Here is a 23,925-nt window from a genome sequence, read left to right as displayed (position 1 = left end):
CGGCCAATGCCGCCAATCCTCAGGGACTCTCGTGCTATATCTGGAACTTGCGATCGTGGCGGTGTTGATCGTCGTCAACGGCCTCTTGTCGATGTCGGAGCTTGCCATCGTCTCCTCGCGCCCGGCGCGGCTTGCGGCGCTGGTCGAGAAAGGCGTCGGCGGTTCACGCCTCGCGCTCGCACTGGCCTCCGATCCCGGAAAATTCCTCTCCACCGTGCAGATCGGCATCACGCTGATCGGCGTGCTGTCGGGCGCATTCTCGGGCGCGACGCTCGGACAGCGCCTCACACAATGGCTGATCGAGCTCGGGTTGTCGCCGCGCATTGCCGATGCGATCGGCGTCGGCCTCGTCGTCGGCGTGATCACCTATGCCTCGCTGATCATCGGTGAGCTGGTGCCGAAGCAGATCGCGCTGCGCGATCCCGAGGCGATCGCGGTGAAGGTCGCCCCGGCGATGACGCTGATGGCGAAACTGTCGCTGCCGGTGGTCTGGCTGCTCGACCACTCCGGCAAGGCACTATTGTGGCTGCTCGGCCATCGCGAGGACGCGCAGGACCGCGTCAGCGAGGACGAGATCAAGACGCTGGTGGTCGAAGCCGAGAACGCCGGCGTGCTCGAGCCCGGCGAGAAGGAGATGATCGCCGGCGTGATGCGGCTTGGCGACCTACCGGTCGGCGCGGTGATGACGCCGCGCCACGAGGTCAGCCTGATCGACCTGTCCAGCCCCGCATCGGAAATCCTGTCGGCACTGCAGAAGAGCAATCACTCTCGCTGCGTGGTGTTCGACGGCAATCGCGACCACGCGCTCGGCATCGTGCAGGCCAAGGACGTACTCGACATCTATCTCGACGGCCGTACGCCCGACATCCGCGCGCTGACGCGCGATGCGCCGATCATTCCGGAAACCGTCGACGCCCGCGACGTAGTCGCGATCCTGCGCGACTCCGCCGTGCATATCGGCCTCGTGCACGACGAGTACGGCACCTTCCAGGGTGTCGTCACCAGCTTCGACATTCTCGAAGCCATCGTCGGCGCCTTCCACACCGAGGAAGGTCCGGCCGAACCGGCCTATGTCAGGCGCAGCGACGGCTCCTACCTGATCTCGGGCTGGATGCCTGCGCTCGAACTCGCCGAACTGCTCGGCATCGCACTGCCCTCGCCGCGGCCGTACCAGACCGCGGCAGGCTTCCTGCTGCACGCGTTCGGCGCGATCCCCGAGGTCGGTGCCAAGATCCATGCGCAGGGCTGGGACTTCGAGATCGTCGATCTCGACGGCCGGCGTATCGACAAGGTGCTGGCGAGCCGCCTGCAGGCGGCCTGACATTGCCATCCGCCCGCCCTGTTGATAACCGGCAGGAAGACGACCTGGGCTGCCGCGGTGTGCTATCCGCATAGCGACCCGCCAACCACGGAACTAGTCCCCATGAAAATTACTCTCGTCGGTTCCCGCCATTTCGGTGTGACGACCCTGAACATGCTGCGCGACCACGGCATCGCGATCGCGAGGGTCGTGGTTCATGACGGCGAGGACCGGTTGGCGGCGGCAGCGAGGGCGGCCGGCATCGATGTTGTCGTGCAGGCGGACCCCAAGCTGGTGACCGCATCCGAGATTGCCCCGGACACTGACCTGATCGTCACGGCTCACAGCCACGCCCGCGTGAGCAAGGAGGCGCTCGCGACAGCGCGGCTGGGCGGCATTGGCTACCATCCATCGCTGCTGCCGCGGCACCGCGGTATCGCGGCTGTCGAATGGACCATCAACGAAGGCGACCCGATCGCCGGAGGCACCATCTATCACCTCGCCGATCGGATGGATGCGGGCGCGATCGCTGCCCAGGATTGGGTCTTCGTGAAGAAGGGCGAGACTGCACGCGAGCTCTGGGAGCGCGCACTGGCGCCACTCGGCCTGCGCCTGCTCGCGCAGGTCATCGACCACGCCAAAACCCACAAGACCCTGCCGTCGGAGCCGCAGGACGAAGAGTTTGCAACCAAGGCGCCCAGCATGCCCGGGAGCAAGCACTAGGTATCAAAACAACGCATCTGTGGCACGGGTACCCCGATCCATCGCCGTGAATCGAGCTGTATTCACCATCCTGGTTCACTATGATGTGCTTGAGTTCACAGGAACTTTCCGGGACTCTTGCGACGCAGCAAATTTTGGTCACATTGTGCCCGGATAAGCTGCGCCATCTCCACAATGACAGGAATTTGATTCATGCGTTCGACCCGCATTCGGGACCTGCTTATTGCGTCCATCACCGCCTCCGCAGCCCTTGTCGCGGCGGGTCCCGTTTCCGCCCAGCAGCCCTATGACGGCCTTTGGAACGTTACTGTCGTGACCAAGACCGGCAGCTGCGAACCATCGACCAGTTCGATGGTGACTGTGAGCGAAGGAAAGGTCTCGGCACAGGGTGCGGCGATCTCCGGAACCGTCGGCAGCGGGGGACTTGTGCGAGTCTCGATCAATGGTGCATATGCGAACGGTCAACTCAGTGGCAACTCCGGATCGGGGAAGTGGAATGGGGCATCAGCTGGCGTACCGTGCAGCGGCCGATGGGAAGCATCTCGTCAGTAAGCTCAGCAGCACATCAGGATTTTTCGCCAAGGCGCGGCGGCCCGCATTTGCAGCCGTCGCGTTTTTCGTGACTGCCCTGGCTAGCTCAGCCGGACATGCGCAGTCGGGTCCGTTCGCCGGCATGGCCGGCACATGGTCCGGCAGCGGCTCAGTCATGCTGGACGACGGTTCGAGTGAGCGGATTCGCTGCCGTGCAACCTATCGCGTCAGCGGCCCGCGGATGACCATGAGCCTGACCTGCGCGAGCGACGCCTACAAGTTCAACCTGGCGGCCGACGTGCAGGCCGAGGGCAGCGCGGTCACCGGATCCTGGAGCGAGTCAAGCCGCAACGTCAGCGGCGACCTGCGGGGTCGCGGCGGCGGAGGCAACTTCCAGGTGCTCGCCAGCGCCCCGGGCTTCAATGCCGACATCTCGATGCGCACCAGCGGCAACCGGCAATCGGTTTCCATCAGAGCCGACAGCCAGTTCCGCGGCGCGAACATCGCGCTGGTGCGGTAACGGATACGCCCACGAAAAAGCCCTCGGGTCGACCCCCGAGGGCTTTTTTGTTGGTCGAACGTTATGCCCCGGGTGGCGTCGCGAGCTTCTCGGCGGTCTGCTGGATGGTGCGAGCAATCAGCAGCGCCTGTTCCTTGTTCACGAAGAAGTCGTGCACGCCCTTCTCCGTCGTCATGGAGATCACCATGATGTCGGGTTGCTGTTCGGGCCAACCGGTCGCGAACCCCGTGAGATATTCCGGCCTTGTGAGATTGTTCATGGCATCAAGTCCTATGCGGCAGGCACGAACGCGGTAACTTCGATTTCGACCTTGGTACGGTGATCCACCAGTCCGTCGATGTAGAGCAGCGTCGAGGGCGGAAAATTGCGCCCGATGGTCTCCTTCCAAGCCGCGCCGATGCCCGCGCCCGCGGCCTCGTATTCGCTGCGGCTGGTCAGGTACCAGGTCAGGCGAACGATATGCTCGGGTCCTGCGCCGGCTTCGTTGAGCAGCTTGATAATGCGTTTCAGCGCGGTGCCGACCTGGGCGGCCATGTCGGGCTGATACGCCCCCTGTTCGTCGCCACCGGTCTGGCCGGCCAGCACGATCCACTTGCCAGGGGCGTCGAAAGCGACGCCGTGTGAGAAGCCGCGGGGTTTCGACCATTCGGCCGGTTGCAAGACATGCATAGGCAGATCCTCCTCGTTATTCCGGACCGATGCTTAGCACCGATCGCATCGGCGGGGCATCACCGCATCGGCAGAATTGCGCATTGCAAATTGCGACCATCTCGTCGATACCGCAGGTCTCTCCCCGCCTCGTTCCCGACCATGGACCGCACGCCCTCAAAGACCCGCGCCGCGCTGTGGATGTCCGGCTGGCTCGCGCTGATGCTGATCGTCGCAGTCGCCGGCCGCGAGGCGACGCGCGAGGTGAACGTCTTCCAGCTGATGGGCGTACGCGGGGTGCTCGGCTTCGCGATGCTCTATCCGCTGATCCGCGTGAACGGCGGCTTCGCAATTCTGAAGACGGCTCGGGTGCATGTGCACATCGTGCGCAACCTGATCCATTTCAGCGCGCAACTCGGCTGGTTCTTTGCGCTGACGCTGATCCCGATCGGCCAGGTGGTTGCGATCGAGTTCACCATGCCGATCTGGACCGCGATCCTCGCCGCGAGCTTCCTCGGCGAGCGGATGACCGCCATGAAGATCGCAGCGATCATGCTCGGCCTTGTCGGCGTGTTCGCGATCGTGCGGCCAGCAACCGGCGAGATCAATCCGGGCCAGCTCATCGCGCTCGGGGCGGCCGTCGGCTTCGGCGTTTCGATTGCGATCGTGAAGTCGCTGACGCGGACGGAGCAGACGCTGGCGATCATCTTCTGGATGCTGGTGGTGCAGTCGGCCGCAAGCTTCTTCCCGGCGCTCTATGTCTGGACCTGGCCATCGCTCGTGACCTGGGGCTGGCTCGTGGTGATCGCGTTCTGCGGCACGTTCTCGCACTACTGCATGGCACGCGCACTGTTGCACGCCGACGCCACGGTGGTGATCCCGATGGACTTCCTGCGGGTCCCGCTGACCGCGCTCGTCGGCTGGCTGATCTACGCGGAACGGCTCGACGCCTTCACGGTGCTCGGCGCAGCGATGATCCTCTGCGGCAATCTTCTGAACCTGAAGCCGAGCACGGCGGTCGCGGCGCGCGCCGGAACTTGAATTCGCCCACGCTATGTGAACCACGTCACGCGCCGGTACATCCCACAATGCCGCAGCGCATCGACAGCGAGAAGTCCGGGAGCGCCCCGGGCTTGCTGTATTGAGACGGTGCTATTTCCCTGCGGCCTTACGGAGCGCCGCGTTGATGCGGTCCTGCCATCCGGGACCGCCCTCCTGGAAGTATTCCAGGACGTCCTGATCGATCCGCAGCGTGACCTGTTCGCGTATGCCCGGGGCCGTTGTCACCTTCGGCGGCGCTTCCGCAACCTTGGTGGTGGCCCGCTTGAAGGCCGCTTCGGCCTCGCTGCGGGCATCGCTCAGGGTCCGCGGTCGCCTCGGCTGATCAGCCATGTTTTAAATTCCTTCAAACAACACAGTCGACAGATAGCGCTCCGAGAACGAGGGCACAATCGCCAGGATGGTCTTGCCCGCCGCCTCGGGGCGCTCGCCGATCTGCAACGCCGCAGCGATCGCTGCGCCCGATGAAATGCCGCCGGGAATGCCCTCGCTGCGCGCCAGCGCCCGCGAGGTCTCGATCGCGGTCGCGCTGTTGATCTTGACGATCTCGTCGATCACCGACCGGTCGAGGATCTCGGGAATAAACCCGGCGCCGATACCCTGGATCTTGTGCGGCGTGTGCTGGCCGCCTGAGAGCACGGGGCTCTCCTCGGGCTCGACCGCGACGATCCGCAACGACGGCTTGCGCGGCTTCAGCACCTGCCCGACCCCGGTGATGGTGCCGCCGGTACCCACGCCGGCCACGAAGTAGTCGATGTTGCCGCCGGTATCATTCCAGATCTCCTCGGCCGTGGTGCGGCGATGGATTTCGGGGTTGGCGAGGTTCTTGAACTGCTGCGGCATCACCGCATTCGGTGTCGTACGCACCAGCTCTTCGGCGGTCGCGATCGACCCCTTCATGCCCTGCGACGCCGGCGTGAGCACGATCTCGGCGCCGAGGAACGCCAGCATACGGCGACGCTCGATCGACATCGATTCCGGCATCACCAGCTTCAGGCGATAGCCGCGCGATGCTGCGACATAGGCGAGCGCGATCCCGGTGTTGCCGGATGTCGGCTCGATCAGCACGGTTTCGGGATTGATGATGCCCGCTTTCTCCATTGCGACGATCATCGCGGCACCGATGCGATCCTTCACGCTTGCCGCGGGGTTGAAGTATTCCAGTTTGGCAAGGATCGTGGCGTTGACGCCGCTCGCCTGTGGCAACCTGCGCAGGCGGACGACCGGCGTGTCGCCGATTGCATCGACGATGGAGTCGAAGACGCGGCCGCGTCCGGGTTGCACTGCACTCGTTGTCGACGATGCGTCCATCAAGCGGCTCCTGTAGCCAAATGTGCGAGAGTGATGCGGTCACATTGAAATGTGATGCAGCGCGTCATACCGCGCAAGTGAGAAACCGATTCATCCGGCATTCGTTGCATCGCAAAATGAGAGCCTGCGCAAATAACGTAAAACCTACGCATTTGTGTTGCGACAAGGTCAAACAATTCGGGCTATATACTTCCATCACACGCTCAGAACGCAAAGGAGGTCACGATGCCAGCGCTTGCTGAATTCCGGTCGACCGTCGCGTCTAGGCCTGATCCGCGTGGCTGCGATCTACCGACCTGTCCGGTGTGTGCCGATTCCATGGTGGCGGCGGAAGCGTCCGCCTACCTCCATGACAATTTGATCAGTTATCTCTGGACCTGCGACACCTGCGGTTACGGCTTCGTGACCAAACATTCGGTGAAGCCGATCGTCTGCAACTGACGAAGCCACTCACCTCTGAGTGATGTCCCCGCGCGCCCACCCGGCGCGCGTTTGGTTTCTGAAGCTCTCGAAAGTGCCGTTCGCGATCGCGCCGCGGATGCCCTGCATCAGCTCCTGGTAATAGGCGACGTTGATTTCCGACAGCAGCATCGCGCCCAGCGTCTCGCCCGACCGCACCAGATGGTGCAGATAGGCACGAGAATAGCTGCGCGCCGCCGGCCACGGGCTTTCCTCGTCCAGCGGCCGCGGATCGTCGACATGGCGGGCGTTGCGCAGATTGATCTGGCCGAACCGGGTGAACGCCATGCCGTGGCGTCCGTTCCGTGTCGGCATCACACAGTCGAACATGTCGATACCGCGCGCCACCGCCTCCAGCATGTCCTCGGGCGTGCCGACGCCCATCAGATAGCGCGGCCGGTCGGCAGGGAGCGCCGGCGCTGTTTCCTCGATCATCGACAGCATGACCGCCTGCGGCTCGCCGACCGCGAGGCCGCCAATCGCGTAACCGTGAAAACCGATATCGGTGAGCCCCCGTGCGCTGACCTGGCGCAGCGCCGGGACGTCGCCGCCCTGGGCGATGCCGAACAACATGTAGCCGTCAGGCGCGGCTTCGAAAGCGCGCTTGGAGCGCTCGGCCCAGCGCAGCGACAGTTGCATCGCCCGCTCGATGTCGGCGCGCTCGGCTGGTAGCCGGACGCATTCGTCCATCTGCATGGCAATGTCGGAGCCGAGCAATCGTTGCACCTCGATCGAACGCTCCGGCGACAATTCGACCTTGGCGCCGTCGATGTGTGAGCGGAACGTGACAGCCTTCTCGGTGACCTTTCGGAGCTCCGAGAGCGACATGACCTGGAAGCCGCCTGAATCCGTCAGCATCGGGCCACCCCAGCCGGTAAAGCGCTGCAAGCCGCCCAGCCCGGCGACCCGCTCGGCGCCCGGCCGCAGCATCAGGTGATAGGTGTTGCCGAGCACGATGTCGGCCCCGGCCTCGCGCACCTCGCGCCAATGCATGCCCTTCATCGCGCCGGCGGTGCCGACCGGCATGAACGTCGGCGTCCGCACAACTCCGTGAGGCGTCGTCAGGCGCCCGGTGCGGGCGGCGCCGTCGGTGGCGAGGAGTTCGAAATGGTTGGGAAGATTCATGCGGCTGCTTATTGCGTGCCGTCGGTGCCCGATCAACCCGCCTCGCGGGGCTTCGGGAGCGACCGAACGGGGCTTGCCGTCGTCGCTGCCTTTATTTAAACAAAACGAAACCGTATCGTTTTATGACGACAACGTGGCGATGAGATGCCCTCGGCGCCTGCATGTGCTTCAGAGAGTGACAGGCGACCGATGTTTCCAGCCCGCAAGGCGTTAGCGTCCACCCGCGTCGCTCGTCGGCTCATGGCATCTGTCGCGCACACGGCATGGCGGGTGGCGCTGCTCTGCGGCCTCGCGCTCGCGCTGGCGGGCTGCAGCACACTTGCGCCGCGCTTGCCCTACACCGCTGCTGACGCTGCCGATGCGCGCGTGCTCGACCTCGACGGGCTACGGCGCTACGCCGACGAGCCGGCGACGAAATTCCGCCTCGACAAGGAGATCCGCGCGCCGATCACCACCTATCTGGCGCTCTCAGGCGGCGGCGCCGACGGGGCTTACGGCGTGGGCGTCCTGAATGGCTGGACGGCAGCGGGCACCCGCCCGACCTTCTCGGTCGTATCGGGGGTCAGCACCGGCGGCCTGATCGCCCCCTTCGCATTCCTTGGCTCACGCTACGACGCGACGCTGAAGGACGTCTACACCAGCGGCATTGCCGAGACCCTGCTCAAGGATCCCAGCCTGATGCGGGTGCTGTTCGGCTCCGGCCTGTTCGGCAACAAGCGGTTGCGCGAGCTCGTGGCCCGCTATGTCGGGCCGGAGATCCTGAGCGAAGTCGCGCAGGAGAACGCCAAGGGCCGGAAGCTCCTGATCGTCACCACCGATCTCGACACCCAGCGCTCGGTGATCTGGGACATGGGCCGGATCGCCGCCGTCGGAACCCCGGAGGCGCTGCAGTTGTTCCGCGATGTCATGGCGGCCTCGGCCAGCATTCCATTGGTGTTTCCGCCGATCATGATCGACGCGGAAGGCCAGGGCCGGCGTTTCCAGGAGATGCACGTCGATGGCGGCGTGACGGCGCCGGTCCTGACGCTGCCGGACGCCCTGCTGTTTCGGGACCGCAAATGGCCCGCCAACCGGCGCCTGAACATCTACATTCTCGTCAACAAGAAGCTCGAACAAGGGTTCGAGCTCGTCTCGAATTCCACGGTCGACGTCGCCTCGCGCAGCATCTCCGCAATCACGCAGGCGCAAACGCGGTCGGTCATCCTGTCGACCTACGACTTCGCCCAGCGCAACCGGCTGGGCTTCCATCTGTCCTATATCGAGCGTGATTATCCCTCGTCGGACTCGCCAGGATTCGACACGGCGTACATGCGCGCCCTGTATCAGTACGGCTACGAGAAGGCCGCATCCGGCCGTGCCTGGGCGTCGACGCCTCCGTGAGAGGCAGCCGCCCTAGCTGCGCCCCCGCATGGACGAATCCGGCCGCCGCGGGTTATAGACCGGACAAACCCGTCCGACACACAACGAGATGAATGGGAATGGGATTGACCGCGACCAGGGTCAAGGCAGCGAAACGCAACGTTCCGAAGTCGCGCGGCGGCCGGCCGACCCGGGATGCCGCGATCGAGCGCGACCAGCGGCTGATCGAGGTCGCCACGCGCCTGTTCCTTGATCGCGGCTTCGATGCAACCTCGATCGACGCCGTGGCCGAGGCCGCCCGCGTCAGCAAGCCCACCGTCTATGCGCAATACGGCGACAAGCGAGGGCTGTTCACCGCCGTGCTCAGGCGCGAAATCGCGCGCTGGCTCGCTCCGCTCGCCGCCGCAGCGGCCGAGATGCGGGTCGACAGTGCCTCGGATCGTTCGGTCGAGGAGCGTCTGATCGATCTCGGACGCCAGCTGTTGACGCTGAATTGCAGCGCGGACTCCATCGCATTCAGCCGTATCCTGACCGCGCAGGCGATCAATTTCCCCGAGGTCGCCAAGCTTGCCGTCGATGAGGGCTGGTCGAAAGCCGTTTCGACCACGGCTGACTTCTTCGAGCATCTGGTCGACAGCGGCGCACTCGATCTCGAGGACACCACGATCGCCGCCGAGACGTTTCTCAACATGGTCGTCGGTCACACCCACCGGATGGCGACGTTCGGTATTCCGGTGGAAATGACGACCGCCGAGAAGCGCATGGAAGTATCGATCAGGCTTTTTCTCGCCGGGGCCCTTGGACCGCCGGGTCGGGCTCATATCTCCTCCGCCAAGGCGCCCCGCCGCCGGCCGGCGCGCTGACGGTTCCACGCAGGTCTCGTATCGATTCGCCCCGTGCACCGCGGCAATTCTGCCCTTGACCGAAACAAAACGACACCGTATGGTTTTATTTATAAAGAGACGCGAACCCACTGCAACGAGCCCCCCAAGGGTCTCGCGTCGCCTGATAAACTTCGATCGCCGCAACGGAGCCTCCGCCGTCGCTCCGCCAGACGTTCGGCGGCCGACCTCAAGCACAAGGTCGGCCGCGCTTTCTCCTTCTGCACGGCCACGTGAAGCGCGCACAGCACGGGTTCGACGATGACGACAGGACGACTGCGCAGGCTGGGGCATTGGGCGTTCGGAACGCGGCTGCTCGCGATCGCATTGCTCTCCCTGCCCTTCGCAACTCCGGCCCATGCGGTCGCCACCTCGAATGCCGCGGCGGGCTCGCTGCAGGACGACGACGGCGCGCAGCTCGACGCCCAGGCGGTCCGCCGCGAGATCGACAGCTTCCGGGCCGCCCAGGTCTCGCTGCGCCAGGCCATGGCGATCGCCGAGGCGCAGCATGCCGGTGCGACGACCGCGGATGTCAGCTTCGACGGCGGCGTGGAGCCCGCGGTCTACCGGGTCAAGACGGTCCAGCAGGATCGCGTGTGGCAGCACGCCATCAACGCCGCGACCGGCGCAATTACCGGCGGCGAAGCCGCCTCACCGCTGGCGATGCTGGACGACGAGGACCGCAGCAATCTGGTGGTGCTCCGGAGCCTCCGGCACCGGCTGGCGGATGCCGTGCGCGTCGCCGAGCACGCCACCTCGGGAAAGGCGATCAGCGGTGGGCTGACGCGCGATCGCGGCAAGCTCAATTTCGTGATCGTCGTCGTCAGCGGCGCCGATCTGAAAGAAGTTATCCTCCAGCCGCCCGGGGTCCGACGGCGGTGATGCCGGCGCCGGCGCGCGCCACCCTTTCGCCCAAAAGCCGTTGACGGACGCCGATCTCTCCCGCATAAGTCCGCACCATGATCAACGCGACCAAACGCACGACCAAAACCACCAAGCCCTCCGGGGCCTCGGGAGGCGTGCGCGCGTAGTCGGTCGAACCGCATCATCTCTACCCGAAGCCCCGCCTGATGAAGGTCCGGGGCTTTTTTATTGTCTGCAGCACATCTTGAACGGAGGACAAAGTGAGTAACGATCCCGTCGTCGCGATTGTCGGCGTCACCGGCGCCGTCGGCGCCGAATTCATCGCCACCATGGACAAGCGCGGCTTCCGCGTCGGCAAGCTGAAGGCGCTGGCGAGCGCCCGCTCGGCCGGCAAGACCGTCAACTTCCGCGGCAAGCCCATCGTGATCGAGGAGCTCACCGAGCGCGCCTTCGAGGGCGTCGACATCGCGCTGTTCTCGGCCGGCAGCGGCATCTCGAAGAAGTTCGCGCCGCTGGCGGTGAAGTCCGGCGCCGTCGTGGTCGACAACTCCTCGGCTTTCCGCATGGATCCGAACGTGCCGCTGGTGATCCCGGAGATCAACGCGCGCCGCATCCGCGATCACAAGGGCATCATCGCCAATCCGAACTGCGCCGCGATCACCGCGCTGGTGCCGCTCTGGCCGATCCATCAGAAGCACCACATCAAGCGCGTCATCATCTCGACCTATCAGGCCGCGAGCGGCGCCGGTGCAGCCGCGATGGACGAGCTCGTCGAATCGACCCGCGCCAATCTCAACGGACAGGTCTACACGCCGAAGGTGATGCCGCACCCCTATGCGTTCAACCTGTTCAACCACAACACATCAGTCGATCCCGAGACCGGCTACAACGACGAAGAAACCAAGGTCATCAAGGAGACCCGCAAGATCTTCGAGGACGAGACCATCGCGATCGGCGTCACCTGCGTCCGCGTGCCGGTGCTGCGCGCGCATTGCGAGGCGATCACCTTCGAATGCGAAAAGCCGATCACCGAGGATCAGGTGCGCGCGATCATGGCGCAGGCGCCGGGCGTGAAGGTGGTCGACGACCGCGCGAAGAACTACTTCCCGATGCCGATCGACGCCTCTGGACAGGACGACGTCCTCGTCGGCCGCATCCGCAAGGATCTCAGCGATCCCTCCGGGCATTCGATCTCGATCTTCGTCGCGGCCGATCAGCTCCTGAAGGGCGCGGCGCTCAACGCGGTCCAAATCGCCGAACTGTTGCCCGAGCGCGTGCCGGCGTGAGGTAAACTTCTTGACCCGTCTCCCCGCACAAAGGCTTCGCCTTTGTCGCTGGAGGAGCGCGTAGCGCGTCTCGAAGGATGCACGGCCCCAGTTGGGCCGTCGTCCTTCGAGACGGCTGCTGAGTTTATCATCGGGCCGCGCTTTGCGCGGACCCGTTGGCAGCCTCCTCAGGGTGACGGTTATAGAGTTGCGCTTGCGAACACCCTACGCATCTACAAATCGGCATGCGGCTCGTGCGCCCGAAACAACAGGCACGCATCTCCATACGAATAGAATCGATAGCCGTGCTTGATCGCGTGCGCATAGGCGCTCTTCATCGCCGCGAGCCCGGAGAAGGCCGAGACCAGCATGAACAGCGTCGAGCGCGGCAGGTGGAAGTTGGTCAGGAGAATATCCACCGCGCGGAAGCGATAGCCCGGCGTGATGAAGATCGAGGTCTCGGCCGCAAACGGATGCACGGTGCCGTCGGCTGTCGTGGCGCTTTCGAGCAGCCGCAGCGACGTCGTTCCGATGGCGACGATGCGGCCGCCATCGGCGCGCGCGGCGTTCAGGGCAGATGCGGTCTCGGCGCTGATGCGGCCCCATTCGGCGTGCATCTTGTGCTCGGACGTCTCCTCCGCCTTCACGGGCAGGAACGTCCCTGCCCCGACATGCAGCGTCAGCCGGTGCAGCCCGACGCCGCGAGCACGCAGCGCGGCCTCCAGCGCCGGCGTGAAATGCAGGCCCGCGGTCGGCGCGGCCACCGCGCCTTCGTTCGTCGCGAACATGGTCTGGTAGTCGGCGCTGTCCTGATCGTCGGGCGTCCGCTTCGAGGCGATATAGGGCGGCAATGGCGTCGCGCCGACGTCCGATATCGCCTGGTCCAGGGTGGGGCCATGGAACGAGAACGACAGCGTCACCTCGCCCTCCTGCCCCTTGGCCTCGACCTCGGCATCGAGATGACCGAGCAGGCAGACCTTGCCCTCATTGCCGAAGCGGACGATGTCGCCGACGGCAAGCTTCTTTGCCGGCTTGACCAGCGCCTGCCAGCGCGAGCCGTCGAGCCGCTTGATCAACGTCGCCTCGATCTTCGGTTCGGTCTCGCGCCCGATGCGGCGGCCCTTGAGCTGGGCCGCTATCACCTTGGTGTCGTTGACCACGATCTGGTCGCCGGCTTCCAGCCAGTTCGGCAAATCGGCGATCCCTGCGTCGCGCAGCACGCCGTCGGGATACACGACCAGCATCCGCGCGGAATCGCGCGGACTCGCGGGCCGGAGCGCGATGCGTTCAGGGGGTAGTTCGAAATCGAAGAGATCGGTGCGCATTCAATCGGCACACTGGACCCTCATCCTGGGGAGCGCGACAGCGCGTCTCGAAGGATGAGGCCCAGTTCGTTGCTGCATCGTGGCCTCATGGTTCGAGACGCCTGCTGCGCAGGCTCCTCACCATGAGGGAAGCCAGTTATCCCGCGTCGGCGGCCATGCGCGCCTTGACGATCTTGTCCGGATCCTTCACGGGCTCGCCGCGCTTGATCTTGTCGACGTTCTCCATGCCCTCGGTGACCTTGCCCCAGACCGTGTACTGGCCGTTGAGGAAGGAGGCATCGTCGAAGCAGATGAAGAACTGGCTGTCGCCGGAATCCGGGTTGGCGGCGCGGGCCATCGAGGCGGTGCCGCGGACATGCGGCTCCTTGTTGAACTCGGCCTTCAGCTTCTTGCCGGAACCGCCCATGCCGGTGCCCTGCGGGCAGCCGGTCTGCGCCATGAAGCCATCGATCACGCGGTGGAACACGATGCCGTCGTAGAAGCCTTCGCGCACCAGCTCCTTGATCCGCGCGACGTGGTTGGGCGCGAGGTCCGGGCGCATCTCGATCGTGACGGGACCCTGGGTGGTTTCGAGGATCAGAGTATTCTCGGTAGCAGCCATGCTCGCTTCTCCTGGCTTCTGGGTGGATATTTCTTGTTCCTGAACGGGATCGCGAACGGACGGCCGGCCACCGCGCCGCCCAAGCTCTCCGTAAATGGCAACGGCGTGCAGCGTTGCAACGCCTCCATCACCGCGATCCGGTATTGCACCCGGTCATTATCGGTCGCCTGCTCCGATTCGTAGCTGATCCTGGGATGCCCGAGGATCGCGCCATTCCGGTTGAAGCTCACGATGACCGTGATGTCGATCGGGCTTGCCTTCTCCAGCGGCGGCGGTCTCCAGCATCGGTGAATGGCCAGGACGACATCCTTGATCGTGTCGAGTTGCTGGGGCTCGGCTGGCGCCGGCGCGGTCAGCGCAAGCCACACGAGCGGCGCGGCAAACCAGAACCATGGCTTGCTGCGCGCCGCCATCATGGATCACTTGATGTCGGATGCGACCTGCACCTTCACCATCTTGTCGGGATCGGTGACGGTGCCGCTGGCGGAACCCGCAGGCGCCTTCTTCAGCTTGTCGACCACGTCCATGCCCTGCACCACCTCGCCGATCACGGTGTACTGGCCGTTCAGGCTCGGGCCGTCGGCATACATGATGAAGAATTGCGAATTGGCGCTGTCGACGCTGTCGCCGCGCCGGGCCATGCCGACGATGCCGCGCTTGAACGGCACGTTGGAGAATTCCTGCTTCAGGTTCGGATATTTCGATCCGCCGGTGCCGTTGAAATTCTGCCCGTCTCCGGTCTGCGCCATGAAGCCGTCCATCACGCGGTGGAACGGCACGTTGTTGTAGAAGCCCTCGCGCGCGAGCTGCTTGATGCGCTCGGCGTGCTTCGGCGCGATGTCGGTGCGCAGCTTGATGACGATGCGGCCCTTGGTGGTGTCGATCACGATCGCATTGGCCTTGTCGAGACCGGCGGGCAGCGGCTGTGCGATCGCGGGAACGACGCAGAACAGCGCGGCAACGAATGCAAGAATTCGGATCATGGAAACTCCGGATCAGAACGTTCGGGATGTGGCGGGCGCCGGCATCTCAGCCGGCGAATTTGGCCTTCAGGCTAGCGGCGACTGATGACGGCACGAATGCAGAGAAGTCGCCGCCCATCTGGGCGATTTGACGTACCAGTGTGGCAGTGATCGGGCGGACCGCGACCGATGCCGGAACGAACACGGTGTGCACCTCCGGCGCCATGGCCTCGTTCATGCCCGCAAGCTGCATCTCGTAGTCGAGATCGGTGCCGTCGCGCAGGCCGCGAATCATGATGTTCGCACCAAGCTTCCGCGCCGCTGTCACCGTGAGATTGTCGTAGGTCGTGCAATCGAAGGCGCAGCCCGCCTTCTGGGCGATCGGCCCGCACACCTCGCGCAGCATTTCAAACCGCTCATCGGTCGAGAACAGCGGTTTTTTGCCGGGATGGACGGCGATGGCGACGATCAGGCGGTCGCACAAATGGACGGCCTGCCGGACCACATCCAGGTGGCCGTTGGTGACGGGATCGAAGGAGCCAGGATAGAGCGCGATACGGGACATGGTCCCCTCTAACCCGCCCTGCATTCCCCGGCAAGCGGGCCCGGTTCCCCGGCGCCCGGCCTTTTTATTTCACCTCGGCCAGTGAACCACTCCTGGCATCCCAGCGTCTATCAGGCCGAATGTTTCGTCAGCCGTTGGCGGACGAAACAAACCGGCCCCGGACGAAACCAATTTCGCGCACGGCGAAGACATCAGGAAACGGGCGGCCGATACAGGTTGGACAACGAAACGACGGGCCCGGGGGGCCCGACCACAAGGGACCGTCAATGATCAAGGCATTTTCCGCTATCGCAATTGCCGCGTTCATCGCCGCGGCGCTTACCGTTCTGCCCGGCTTCGCTCCGCAGGTCGAAGCCTCTACCCCGCAGCCGCTCGCCAAGGCCGATCGCCTGGATATCCGTCCGGCTGCCAAGGACTGCTCGCAGCAAGCCTGGCCGAATTTCGATGCATCATGCCTGCACACCGCCGGCAGCAAGCAGTCGGTTCGTGAAGCCCGCCTCGTCACCGCCGACCGCACGCCGTAGTCAGCCCGGCGTCAGCTAGCTCCGTCACGCAAATCCCATAGAAATTTGCGACGACCCGTCGCAGACTATAGTCGAATGCGCCCACCGGATGTCCCGGCGGGCGCGCGGCATCGGGGGATTTGCACGTGACCAGTACGCCCGCCATCGCTTCCTCCGACCACCATCCGAGCCCCCTTCCGCTCGCAACGACCCTGGGCGCGCTCGGGGTTGTCTATGGTGATATCGGCACGAGCCCTCTTTACGCCCTGAAGGAAGCGGCCAAGGCCGCGGCCCATGGGGGCCCCCTCACCGCGGACGCCACCCTCGGCGTGGTCTCGCTGATCCTGTGGGCGCTGATTCTCATCATCTCGCTGAAATATGCGTGGCTGATCCTGCGTGCGGACAACCGCGGCGAAGGCGGCATCGTCGCGTTGCTGGCCCTGCTGTCGGCGCGCAACGCCGCGCCCGGCACCTGGCGCGCTCAGCTTCTGATCGTTGGCCTGATCGGCGCTGCCCTGCTCTACGGCGACGGCGCGATCACCCCGGCGATCTCGGTGCTGTCGGCCATCGAAGGCCTGAAGGTCGACGCGCCGTCGCTAACGCCCATGGTGGTGCCGCTGACCATCATCATCCTGGTCGGCCTGTTCGTGCTGCAGAAGCACGGCACGAGTTTCATCGGCCGGATCTTCGGCCCGGTGATGCTCGGCTGGTTCGCGGTGCTGGCGGCGCTCGGCATCCACGGCATCGTCAAGGCCCCCGGCGTATTGGTGGCGCTTAGTCCGTTCTACGCGTTCGATTTCCTGATCCACCAGGACTTCCATATCAGCTTCACCATTCTCGGCGCCGCATTCCTTGCCGTCACCGGCGGAGAGGCGATGTACGCCGACATGGGGCATTTCGGGCGCTTCCCGATCCGGCTGGCCTGGTTCGCGATCTGCCTGCCGGCACTGGTGCTGAATTATTTCGGCCAGGCGGGCGAACTGATCAACGACCCGACCTCGATCGACAATCCGTTCTTCCAGCTCGCTCCCGACTGGGCGCATTATCCGATGATCCTGCTCGCCACAGTCGCCACTGTGATCGCCTCGCAGGCGATCATCTCGGGTGTGTTCTCGCTGACCCAGCAGTCGATCCAGCTAGGCTTCCTGCCGCGCATGCACATCCAGCACACCACTAGCGATGCGATCGGGCAGATCTACGTGCCACTGGTGAACTGGCTGCTCGCCGCCGCAACGCTCGGCGCGGTGCTGGCCTTCGGCACGTCGGACGCTCTCGCCGGCGCCTACGGCATCGCCGTGTCGCTGCTGATGGCGATCACGACATTGCTTGCGGCCCTGGTCGCGATCCAGTGGGGCTATCCGCCGATCCTCGTGATCGCAGTGAACGGCTTCTTCTTCATCATCGATACGATCTTCTTCGCGGCCAACACCGAGAAGCTGTTCGAGGGCGGTTGGTTCCCGCTGCTGCTCGCGGCCGCCGTGGCGTTCCTGATGATGACCTGGCGCGGCGGCGTGAAGCTGGTCGAGAAGGCGCGCGGCAAGTTGCGCCAGCCGGAAGAGGATCTGATCGAGACCGCGGTCAACAAGTGCCAGAGCCGCCTGCCCGGCACCGCCGTATTCCTGGCATCGGCGCCCAAGGGGGTGCCGCTCGCGCTGACGCAGTTCGTCAAGCACAATCACGTGCTGCATCAGCGCGTGCTGCTGGTCACCGTGCAGATCGAGGAATTGCCGCGGATATCCGATGAGGACCGCGCCGAGGTGATCGAGATCATCCCGGGCATCACCCGGATCATCCTGCATTACGGCTTCATGCAGTATCCGACGATCTATGAAGGGCTGAAGCTCGCCTGCCGGCAAGGCAAGCTGCCCGGCATCGATCTGTCCGACGTGACCTACTATATCGGCCGCGAGACCATTATCCCGAGCGAGGATATTCCGGGCATGTGGGTGTGGCGGGAATCGCTGTTCGCCTTCCTCCAGCGCAACGCCGAACGGACCGCCGCCTTCTTCGGTGTCCCAAGCGGACAAGTCGTGGAATTCGGCACGGAGATCGAAATCTAGCGTCGTAGCCCGGATTTCGCTTCGCTCCATCCGGCCAACCGGCACTTGCGGGGGAAAGCGTGTCAGACGATCCGCCTCTTCAGCTGAAGCCCCGGCTCGCGATCTCGCGAGCAGGTGCAGACGATCGTCGATCGCGTGGTCCCTCGCTCAACGGTGTGCGACGTCATCGAGCTGCGCGGCGGCGAAATCAGTACAATTCTCGAGATCGCGCTGACGGACGCGGCAAGCTGTATCCTCAAGATTTACCCGGAATCATTGCAGTGGAAGATGGCGAAAGAGGTCTACGTCCTCGGACTTCTCGACAAAGCCGACCTGCCGGTCCCCCGCATCCTGCTCGCCGATGATACCCGCGCGGTAATCGACCTCAGCTTCGTGCTGTTGACGAAACTCGACGGCGTCGTGCTCGGCCACCGCGAGCCGACACTGACGGATCAGGAGCTGTTCGCGGTCCATGCCGAGATGGGCGCCGCGATGCGTCGGATCAACGAGGTCGTCCTCGGCAGTTTCGGCTATATCGGCCCGAACGGCGTCTGGACATCTCACGCCAGCAACCGCGCCTACATGTCCGCCCAGTTCGCGCGCAAGCTCACCGAATTCTGCACCCGCGGTGGCGACGAAGCGCTGAGCGCGCGGCTGCGCGACAGCATTGCCGCGCGCAGCGGCCTGCTCGACGCCGCCGTCACGCTCCGCCTCTGCCATTATGATTTCCACGCCAGCAACATACTGGTGACTGCGGAGGGCTCACCGAGGCTCTGCGGTATCGTCGATTTCGAGAACGCCACCGCCGGCGATCCCCTGATGGATATCGCCAAGGCGCTCTATTACTTCACGCCGAAGGATTTGCCGAAGCGGGAGGGATTGCTCGAAGGCCACGGCACACGCGATCGCCCGGATTGGCAGGCCACGATCGAACTTTATCGACTGGCCTGCACACTGGAGCTCTGGTGCTGGATGGCCCAGATCGGCCGTGCAGACGCACTCCCGGAGCTCACAGGAGCGCTGGAGGAAGCCGCCTGGTCCCGTAAGCCCGGATGAAGCGCAGCGCAATTCGGGGCAACTGCCCCAGCGTTGCGAGAAGCCCGGATTTCGCGCCGCTCCATCCGAGCTGCAGACAATCTCAGCAAAAGGCGGGTATCGGACGATCCTGAGCCGCAACGGCGGCGGCGCTAGCCGCCGTTGCCGTTGCCGTTGCCGTTTTCGCCGTTCTCTTCTTCCGGAATATGCTCGACCGAGACCACATGCTCGTCCTCGGCCGTGTCGAACACGATCACGCCCTGGGTCGAACGGCCGGCGACACGGATGTCGGCGACCGGGCAGCGGATCAGCTGGCCCTTGTCGGTGACCAGCATGATCTGATCGGCATCCTCGACCGGGAACGAGGCGACCAGCTTGCCGTTGCGGTTGTTGACGCTCATCGCGACGATGCCTTTGCCGCCGCGGCCGGTGGTGCGGTACTCGTAGGATGAGGTCCGCTTGCCGTAACCGTTGACCGAGACGGTGAGCACCACCTGCTCCGCGGCCGAAAGCTCGGCATAGCGCTCCTGCGACAGCTGGATCGCGTTCGAGGTCTCCTCGCCCTCGGCCTCCGCCGGCTCCTCGGCAGCAGCTTCGCCGGCGACTGCGCGGCGCATCTTCAGGTAGGCCGAGCGTTCGTCCGACGTGGTCTCGACATGGCGCAGGATCGCCAGCGAGATCAGCTTGTCTGCTTCCGGAAGCGCGATGCCGCGCACGCCCATCGAGGTGCGGCCGGTGAAGACGCGCACGTCGGGGACCGCGAAGCGGATGCACTGGCCGCCGGCGGCGGTCAGCAGCACGTCGTCACGCTCGGTGCAGATCTGCACGTCGACGATCGCCTCGCCCTCATCGAGCTTCATCGCGATGATGCCGGAGCGACGGACGTCGACGAAGTCGGACAGCTTGTTGCGGCGGACGTTGCCGCCTGTCGTTGCGAACATCACGTCGAAATTGCTCCAGGAGGATTCGTCCTCCGGCAGCGGCATGATGGTGGTGATGCGCTCGCCCTGCTCGAGCGGCAGGATGTTGATCAGCGCCTTGCCGCGCGCATTCGGTGCGGCCATCGGCAGTCGCCAGACCTTTTCCTTATAGACCTGGCCGCGCGAGGAGAAGAACAGCACCGGCGTATGCGTCGAGGCCACGAACAGACGGCTGACAAAATCCTCGTCGCGGGTCTGCATGCCGGCGCGGCCCTTGCCGCCGCGGCGTTGCGCCCGGTAGGTCGACAGCGGGACGCGCTTGACATAGCCGGCGTGCGATACCGTTACGACCATGTCCTCGCGTTGGATCAGGTCCTCGTCCTCGACCTCGCCTTCCTGCTCGACGATGATGGTCTTGCGCGGGGTGGCGAACTTCTGCTTCACCTCGGCAAGTTCGTCCTTGACGATCGCCTGAACGCGGGCACGTGAACGCAGGATGTCGAGATAATCTGCGATCTCCACCGCGAGCTTGTCGAGCTCTTCGGAAATCTCCTCCCGCCCCAGTGCGGTCAACCGTTGCAGCCGCAGGTCGAGGATGGCTTTCGCCTGCTCCATCGACAATCGGATCGTGCCGTCATCGTTGATACGGTGCCTGGGATCGTCGATCAGCGTGATCATCGCCTCGACGTCCCGTGCCGCCCAATCGCGTGACATCAGCGTGTCGCGCGCGGTGTTCGGATCGGGCGAGGTCCGGATCACGCGGATCATTTCGTCGATGTTGGCGACGGCGATTGCAAGGCCGACCAGGATATGGGCGCGGTCACGCGCCTTGCCGAGCCGGAACTTGGTCCGACGGGTGACCACCTGCTCGCGGAAGCCGACGAAGATGGTGAGCAGGTCCTTGAGGGTCATCGTCTGCGGACGACCGGAGTCCAAGGCCAGCATATTGGCGGGGAAATTCGTCTGCAGCGGCGTGAACCGGTACAGCTGATTGAGCACCACGTCGGGCACGGCTTCACGCTTCAACTCGATCACGACGCGATAGCCGTCGCGGTCGGACTCGTCGCGTAGATCGGCGATACCCTCGATCTTCTTTTCCTTGTAGAGGTCGGCGATCCGCTCGACCATCGTCGCCTTGTTCACCTGATAGGGAATTTCGGTGATGATGATCGCCTCGCGCTCCTTGCGCATGGTCTCGAACTCGACCTTGCCGCGCATGACGATGGAACCGCGGCCGAGGTGGTATGCACTACGGATGCCCTGGCGACCGAGGATGATACCGCCGGTCGGGAAGTCGGGTCCGGGAATGATGTTGATCAGTTCGTCGATCGTGAGCGCCGGATTGTCGATCAGCGCCACGCAGGCATCGATCACCTCGCCGAGATTGTGCGGCGGGATGTTGGTTGCCATGCCCACAGCGATGCCGCCGGCGCCGTTGACCAGAAGGTTCGGAAACTTGGCCGGCAGAACCGACGGTTCCTGCTCGGAATTGTCATAGTTGGGCTGGAAGTCGACGGTGTTTTCGTCGATGTCGCCGATGACTTCCTGCGCCGCGCGCGTCAGGCGCGCTTCGGTATATCGATAGGCTGCCGGCGGATCGCCGTCGATCGAGCCGAAATTGCCCTGGCCGTCGACCAGCGGCACGCGCATGGAAAAGTCCTGCGCCATGCGGACCATCGCGTCGTAGATCGACTGGTCGCCGTGCGGATGATATTTACCGATGACGTCGCCGACCACGCGCGCCGATTTGACGTACTTCTTGTCCGGCGTATGCCCCTGCTCGTGCATCGAGTACAGGATGCGCCGGTGCACCGGCTTCAGCCCGTCGCGCGCATCGGGCAGCGCACGCGACACGATCACGCTCATGGCGTAATCGAGGTAGGACTTCTTCATCTCGTCGAGAATCGAAACGGGACGAATGTCGGAGGGCACCGGCGGCTCGCCGGGCTTGTCGTCTTCGGTATCGGACAAAGGGGAAATCCGGATCGTTTTACTCGAGAATCATATAGCGTATCGAGGGCCCGAAAACCACCCTCGCCCGGCTCTCGACGGTCGTTTTTCCCTTCGTTTTTTCATGCACTTACCGGCCGCTCATCGAGTTCCCCGACGCGGTGGTTTTGCGCGGCCGACAGCGGCTCGTTTTGAGGGCAAATAGCTGACGTCGAAGGGCGGGCGAAAGCTCTGTTGGGCGCTGGGCTGCCTGCTCACTGCCCGAACACCACCGCATGCATGATCCGGCCGGGCACGAAGGTGAACAGCCCGGCGATCACGAGCGCGCCGAAGAAGATTCCGATCATCGTGAATTTGTGGGTGCGGACATTATGGCCTCGAGCCGCTGTCACGCCGAGCACCAGCATCGCCAGCGTGAAGATCGACAGCAGATGGATCGGGCTCCACGGGCCCACCAGTCGTATCTGATGGATCCAGAACGAGCTCAGCGCCACGACCAGCATCAGGATCACCCAGATCCAGCCGAGTGTCCGATGCGGCAGCGTGCCCTTCGGCGCGGCGAGTTGAATCGAGCCGAGCACGAAGGCCGCCATCGCGGCGAAGGCATGGAGCGGGATTGCCGGGGCGGCTTCGAGCAACGGTGCGAGGCTCACGGTGCAGCCCTTGAATGTCAATCACGGCAGACGCTTCGCCGCAGGCAAATGTTAATAACATTAACATTTACCTCTGTCAAAACGCGAAACCTCGCCGACATGCCGAGGGAGATACGTAAGCGGTATCAGTTATATACCGAGTTATATTAATCGATCACATGAAAGCGCGATCATCGCGCAAAATGACGCGGCTCCGCGAAATGATCTTCACGGAGCGGCGTCGCTGTGGATCGGATGGAAGTGCGGACGTTCCGTTCAGAACGGAATGTCGTCGTCCATGTCGCTGTTGCGGCTGCCCGCGGCGACCGCGCGGCGCGGCGCCGAGCTGACCGGACCGGCCGACCCGAAATCGCTGCCGCCATCATCGGCGAAGCTGCCGCCTCCGCCGCCCCGCCCGTCGAGCATGGTGAGGTTGGAGTTGAAGCCCTGCAGCACGACCTCGGTCGAATACTTCTCGACACCGCTCTGGTCGGTCCATTTGCGGGTCTGCAACTGACCCTCGATGTACACCTTGGCGCCCTTCTTCAGGTACTGCTCGGCAACCTTGCAAAGCCCTTCGTTGAAGATCACGACGCGATGCCACTCGGTCTTTTCCTTGCGCTCGCCGGTGCCCTTGTCGCGCCAGGTTTCCGAGGTGGCGATGGAAAGATTTGCGATCGGACGACCGTCCTGGGTCCGCCGGATTTCCGGATCCTTGCCGAGGTTTCCGACCAGAATCACCTTGTTCACGCTTCCTGCCATCGCATCATCTCCACAAAACCGGGCAGCCGGACATCGGCCGCCACTCTCAACCTTCGCCACTTACTGCAGGCGTCGCGAACGACCCTATACGCCGACACCGGCCCGTCGCCTGCGCCGTCGCGCAGCCGTCCCGCGGTTATCCCCACATATAGCGCTGCGCGGCTGAATGTTCCAGCTTCGTTCTCTACAACCAGCCGTAGCAGCGATTATCGGACCGGTTCCACCGAACAGGCGGCCGGAGGCGGTCCCGACGCTCGAAAAACATAATACACATCAATGACTTGCAATGGCCACATTTCGTCCGCGAGTGTGGCATTTGGGAGACGGTCTTTCCGGTTGAGTCGGAGTATAGATGTGACCAGATGGCGCGGGCGCTCGCGCCGCCGCTTCGGGACCAAGGAAGCGGAACGGGTGGGGAGATTGATCATGAAAAAGTATTTGCTGGCTACGGCAGCACTGATTGCATTCGCTGCGCCGGCGGCTGCGGCCGACCTCGCGGCACGTCCCTACTACACCAAGGCGCCGCCGATCGTGGCTCCGATCTATGATTGGACCGGCTTCTATATCGGCGCCAACGGCGGCTGGG

At 64.2% G+C, this 23,925-nt stretch carries 26 protein-coding genes; 13 read left to right on the top strand and 13 right to left on the bottom strand.

Features of this window, described 5'->3' with window-relative positions; genetic code table 11:
* The first annotated feature begins 31 nt into the window (after window positions 1–31).
* The 4 genes from AS156_RS15840 to AS156_RS15830 all read left to right on the top strand — a co-directional run bounded on the left by AS156_RS15840 (window position 32) and on the right by AS156_RS15830 (window position 3,074).
* Entirely contained in the window at window positions 32–1,321 is a 1,290-nt protein-coding gene (locus tag AS156_RS15840) for a hemolysin family protein (protein ID WP_066505765.1), read from the top strand.
* A gap of 102 nt (window positions 1,322–1,423) precedes the next feature.
* The gene (locus tag AS156_RS15835) at window positions 1,424–2,023 is read left to right on the top strand and encodes a formyltransferase family protein (protein ID WP_066505762.1); all 600 of its coding nucleotides are present in this window, start codon (window positions 1,424–1,426) and stop codon (window positions 2,021–2,023) included.
* A 192-nt stretch (window positions 2,024–2,215) separates the two neighbouring features.
* Window positions 2,216–2,575: a hypothetical protein gene (locus AS156_RS44400; RefSeq protein WP_082747525.1), complete on the top strand. Its 360-nt coding sequence runs from the start codon at window positions 2,216–2,218 to the stop codon at window positions 2,573–2,575.
* Window positions 2,520–3,074, top strand: coding sequence for a hypothetical protein (locus AS156_RS15830; protein ID WP_066505757.1), 555 nt, complete (start codon window positions 2,520–2,522; stop codon window positions 3,072–3,074). The genes AS156_RS44400 and AS156_RS15830 overlap by 56 nt, the downstream gene beginning before the upstream one ends.
* A 61-nt stretch (window positions 3,075–3,135) precedes the next feature.
* Here AS156_RS15830 and AS156_RS15825 read toward each other — a convergent pair whose 3' ends face one another.
* Together AS156_RS15825 and AS156_RS15820 are read right to left on the bottom strand one after the other, a co-directional pair.
* Window positions 3,136–3,333, bottom strand: a complete 198-nt coding sequence (locus AS156_RS15825; protein ID WP_066505753.1) for a hypothetical protein — start codon at window positions 3,331–3,333, stop codon at window positions 3,136–3,138.
* 11 nt (window positions 3,334–3,344) lie between these two features.
* Window positions 3,345–3,743, bottom strand: coding sequence for a RidA family protein (locus AS156_RS15820; RefSeq protein ID WP_066505751.1), 399 nt, complete (start codon window positions 3,741–3,743; stop codon window positions 3,345–3,347).
* A 141-nt stretch (window positions 3,744–3,884) separates the two neighbouring features.
* Between AS156_RS15820 and AS156_RS15815 the strand changes: the two genes are divergently transcribed.
* On the top strand, window positions 3,885–4,763 hold the full coding sequence (locus AS156_RS15815; protein ID WP_066505749.1) for a DMT family transporter: 879 nt from the start codon (window positions 3,885–3,887) through the stop codon (window positions 4,761–4,763).
* Window positions 4,764–4,874: 111 nt separating this feature from the next.
* On the opposite strand, the gene AS156_RS15810 is transcribed toward AS156_RS15815, so the two are convergent.
* Together AS156_RS15810 and cysK are read right to left on the bottom strand one after the other, a co-directional pair.
* A complete protein-coding gene (locus AS156_RS15810; RefSeq protein WP_066505747.1) occupies window positions 4,875–5,114 on the bottom strand; it encodes a BrnA antitoxin family protein in 240 nt (79 codons plus the stop codon).
* Window positions 5,115–5,117: 3 nt separating this feature from the next.
* Entirely contained in the window at window positions 5,118–6,092 is a 975-nt protein-coding gene (gene cysK / locus AS156_RS15805; protein ID WP_066505745.1) for a cysteine synthase A, read from the bottom strand.
* 225 nt (window positions 6,093–6,317) lie between these two features.
* On the opposite strand from cysK, the gene AS156_RS15800 reads away from it, so the two are divergent.
* Window positions 6,318–6,533 (top strand): hypothetical protein, encoded by a 216-nt coding sequence (locus AS156_RS15800; protein ID WP_066505742.1) that lies wholly within the window; start codon window positions 6,318–6,320, stop codon window positions 6,531–6,533.
* A gap of 9 nt (window positions 6,534–6,542) precedes the next feature.
* Here AS156_RS15800 and tgt read toward each other — a convergent pair whose 3' ends face one another.
* Complete coding sequence (gene tgt, locus AS156_RS15795; protein ID WP_066505739.1) at window positions 6,543–7,676, bottom strand: tRNA guanosine(34) transglycosylase Tgt; 1,134 nt, start codon at window positions 7,674–7,676, stop codon at window positions 6,543–6,545.
* A gap of 240 nt (window positions 7,677–7,916) precedes the next feature.
* On the opposite strand from tgt, the gene AS156_RS15790 reads away from it, so the two are divergent.
* From AS156_RS15790 to AS156_RS15775, 4 genes are all read left to right on the top strand, one after another.
* Window positions 7,917–9,056: a patatin-like phospholipase family protein gene (locus AS156_RS15790; RefSeq protein WP_066505736.1), complete on the top strand. Its 1,140-nt coding sequence runs from the start codon at window positions 7,917–7,919 to the stop codon at window positions 9,054–9,056.
* A gap of 98 nt (window positions 9,057–9,154) precedes the next feature.
* Entirely contained in the window at window positions 9,155–9,898 is a 744-nt protein-coding gene (locus AS156_RS15785) for a TetR/AcrR family transcriptional regulator (RefSeq protein ID WP_066505733.1), read from the top strand.
* Window positions 9,899–10,177: 279 nt separating this feature from the next.
* Window positions 10,178–10,798: a PepSY domain-containing protein gene (locus AS156_RS15780; RefSeq protein WP_066505730.1), complete on the top strand. Its 621-nt coding sequence runs from the start codon at window positions 10,178–10,180 to the stop codon at window positions 10,796–10,798.
* A 242-nt stretch (window positions 10,799–11,040) separates the two neighbouring features.
* Entirely contained in the window at window positions 11,041–12,066 is a 1,026-nt protein-coding gene (locus AS156_RS15775; protein WP_066505728.1) for an aspartate-semialdehyde dehydrogenase, read from the top strand.
* Window positions 12,067–12,278: 212 nt separating this feature from the next.
* On the opposite strand, the gene queA is transcribed toward AS156_RS15775, so the two are convergent.
* The 5 genes from queA to coaD form a co-directional block, all read right to left on the bottom strand.
* Complete coding sequence (queA, locus tag AS156_RS15770) at window positions 12,279–13,370, bottom strand: tRNA preQ1(34) S-adenosylmethionine ribosyltransferase-isomerase QueA (RefSeq protein ID WP_066505725.1); 1,092 nt, start codon at window positions 13,368–13,370, stop codon at window positions 12,279–12,281.
* A 136-nt stretch (window positions 13,371–13,506) separates the two neighbouring features.
* Window positions 13,507–13,971 (bottom strand): peptidylprolyl isomerase, encoded by a 465-nt coding sequence (locus AS156_RS15765; RefSeq protein ID WP_066505723.1) that lies wholly within the window; start codon window positions 13,969–13,971, stop codon window positions 13,507–13,509.
* Window positions 13,947–14,384 (bottom strand): hypothetical protein, encoded by a 438-nt coding sequence (locus tag AS156_RS15760; protein WP_066505714.1) that lies wholly within the window; start codon window positions 14,382–14,384, stop codon window positions 13,947–13,949. Before AS156_RS15760 ends, AS156_RS15765 begins: the two co-directional genes overlap by 25 nt.
* A gap of 6 nt (window positions 14,385–14,390) precedes the next feature.
* Complete coding sequence (locus tag AS156_RS15755) at window positions 14,391–14,954, bottom strand: peptidylprolyl isomerase (protein ID WP_066505712.1); 564 nt, start codon at window positions 14,952–14,954, stop codon at window positions 14,391–14,393.
* A 46-nt stretch (window positions 14,955–15,000) separates the two neighbouring features.
* Window positions 15,001–15,498, bottom strand: coding sequence for a pantetheine-phosphate adenylyltransferase (coaD, locus tag AS156_RS15750; protein ID WP_066505703.1), 498 nt, complete (start codon window positions 15,496–15,498; stop codon window positions 15,001–15,003).
* Window positions 15,499–15,764: 266 nt separating this feature from the next.
* Here coaD and AS156_RS15745 point away from each other — a divergent pair, with 266 nt between their 5' ends.
* The 3 genes from AS156_RS15745 (at window position 15,765) to AS156_RS15735 (ending at window position 19,096) form a co-directional block, all read left to right on the top strand.
* Window positions 15,765–16,022 carry a hypothetical protein gene (locus AS156_RS15745; protein ID WP_066505700.1) on the top strand — a complete coding sequence of 86 codons (258 nt, stop codon included), beginning with the start codon at window positions 15,765–15,767 and terminating at the stop codon, window positions 16,020–16,022.
* 143 nt (window positions 16,023–16,165) lie between these two features.
* Window positions 16,166–18,061, top strand: coding sequence for a potassium transporter Kup (locus tag AS156_RS15740; protein WP_066505910.1), 1,896 nt, complete (start codon window positions 16,166–16,168; stop codon window positions 18,059–18,061).
* Between the two features lie 114 nt (window positions 18,062–18,175).
* Entirely contained in the window at window positions 18,176–19,096 is a 921-nt protein-coding gene (locus AS156_RS15735) for a phosphotransferase family protein (protein ID WP_245312834.1), read from the top strand.
* Window positions 19,097–19,227: 131 nt separating this feature from the next.
* Here AS156_RS15735 and gyrA read toward each other — a convergent pair whose 3' ends face one another.
* The 3 genes from gyrA to AS156_RS15720 all read right to left on the bottom strand — a co-directional run bounded on the left by gyrA (window position 19,228) and on the right by AS156_RS15720 (window position 23,339).
* Window positions 19,228–21,966 (bottom strand): DNA gyrase subunit A, encoded by a 2,739-nt coding sequence (gene gyrA, locus AS156_RS15730; protein ID WP_066505697.1) that lies wholly within the window; start codon window positions 21,964–21,966, stop codon window positions 19,228–19,230.
* A gap of 233 nt (window positions 21,967–22,199) precedes the next feature.
* On the bottom strand, window positions 22,200–22,598 hold the full coding sequence (locus tag AS156_RS15725) for a DUF2306 domain-containing protein (protein ID WP_066505908.1): 399 nt from the start codon (window positions 22,596–22,598) through the stop codon (window positions 22,200–22,202).
* A 255-nt stretch (window positions 22,599–22,853) separates the two neighbouring features.
* The gene (locus tag AS156_RS15720; RefSeq protein WP_066505687.1) at window positions 22,854–23,339 is read right to left on the bottom strand and encodes a single-stranded DNA-binding protein; all 486 of its coding nucleotides are present in this window, start codon (window positions 23,337–23,339) and stop codon (window positions 22,854–22,856) included.
* Window positions 23,340–23,925 lie beyond the last annotated feature (586 nt).

It is taken from the genome of Bradyrhizobium macuxiense (assembly GCF_001542415.1).
Lineage (GTDB): Bacteria > Pseudomonadota > Alphaproteobacteria > Rhizobiales > Xanthobacteraceae > Bradyrhizobium > Bradyrhizobium macuxiense.
The sequence above is the reverse complement of the archived record's forward strand: the minus strand, read 5'-3'. Positions and strand labels throughout refer to the sequence as shown.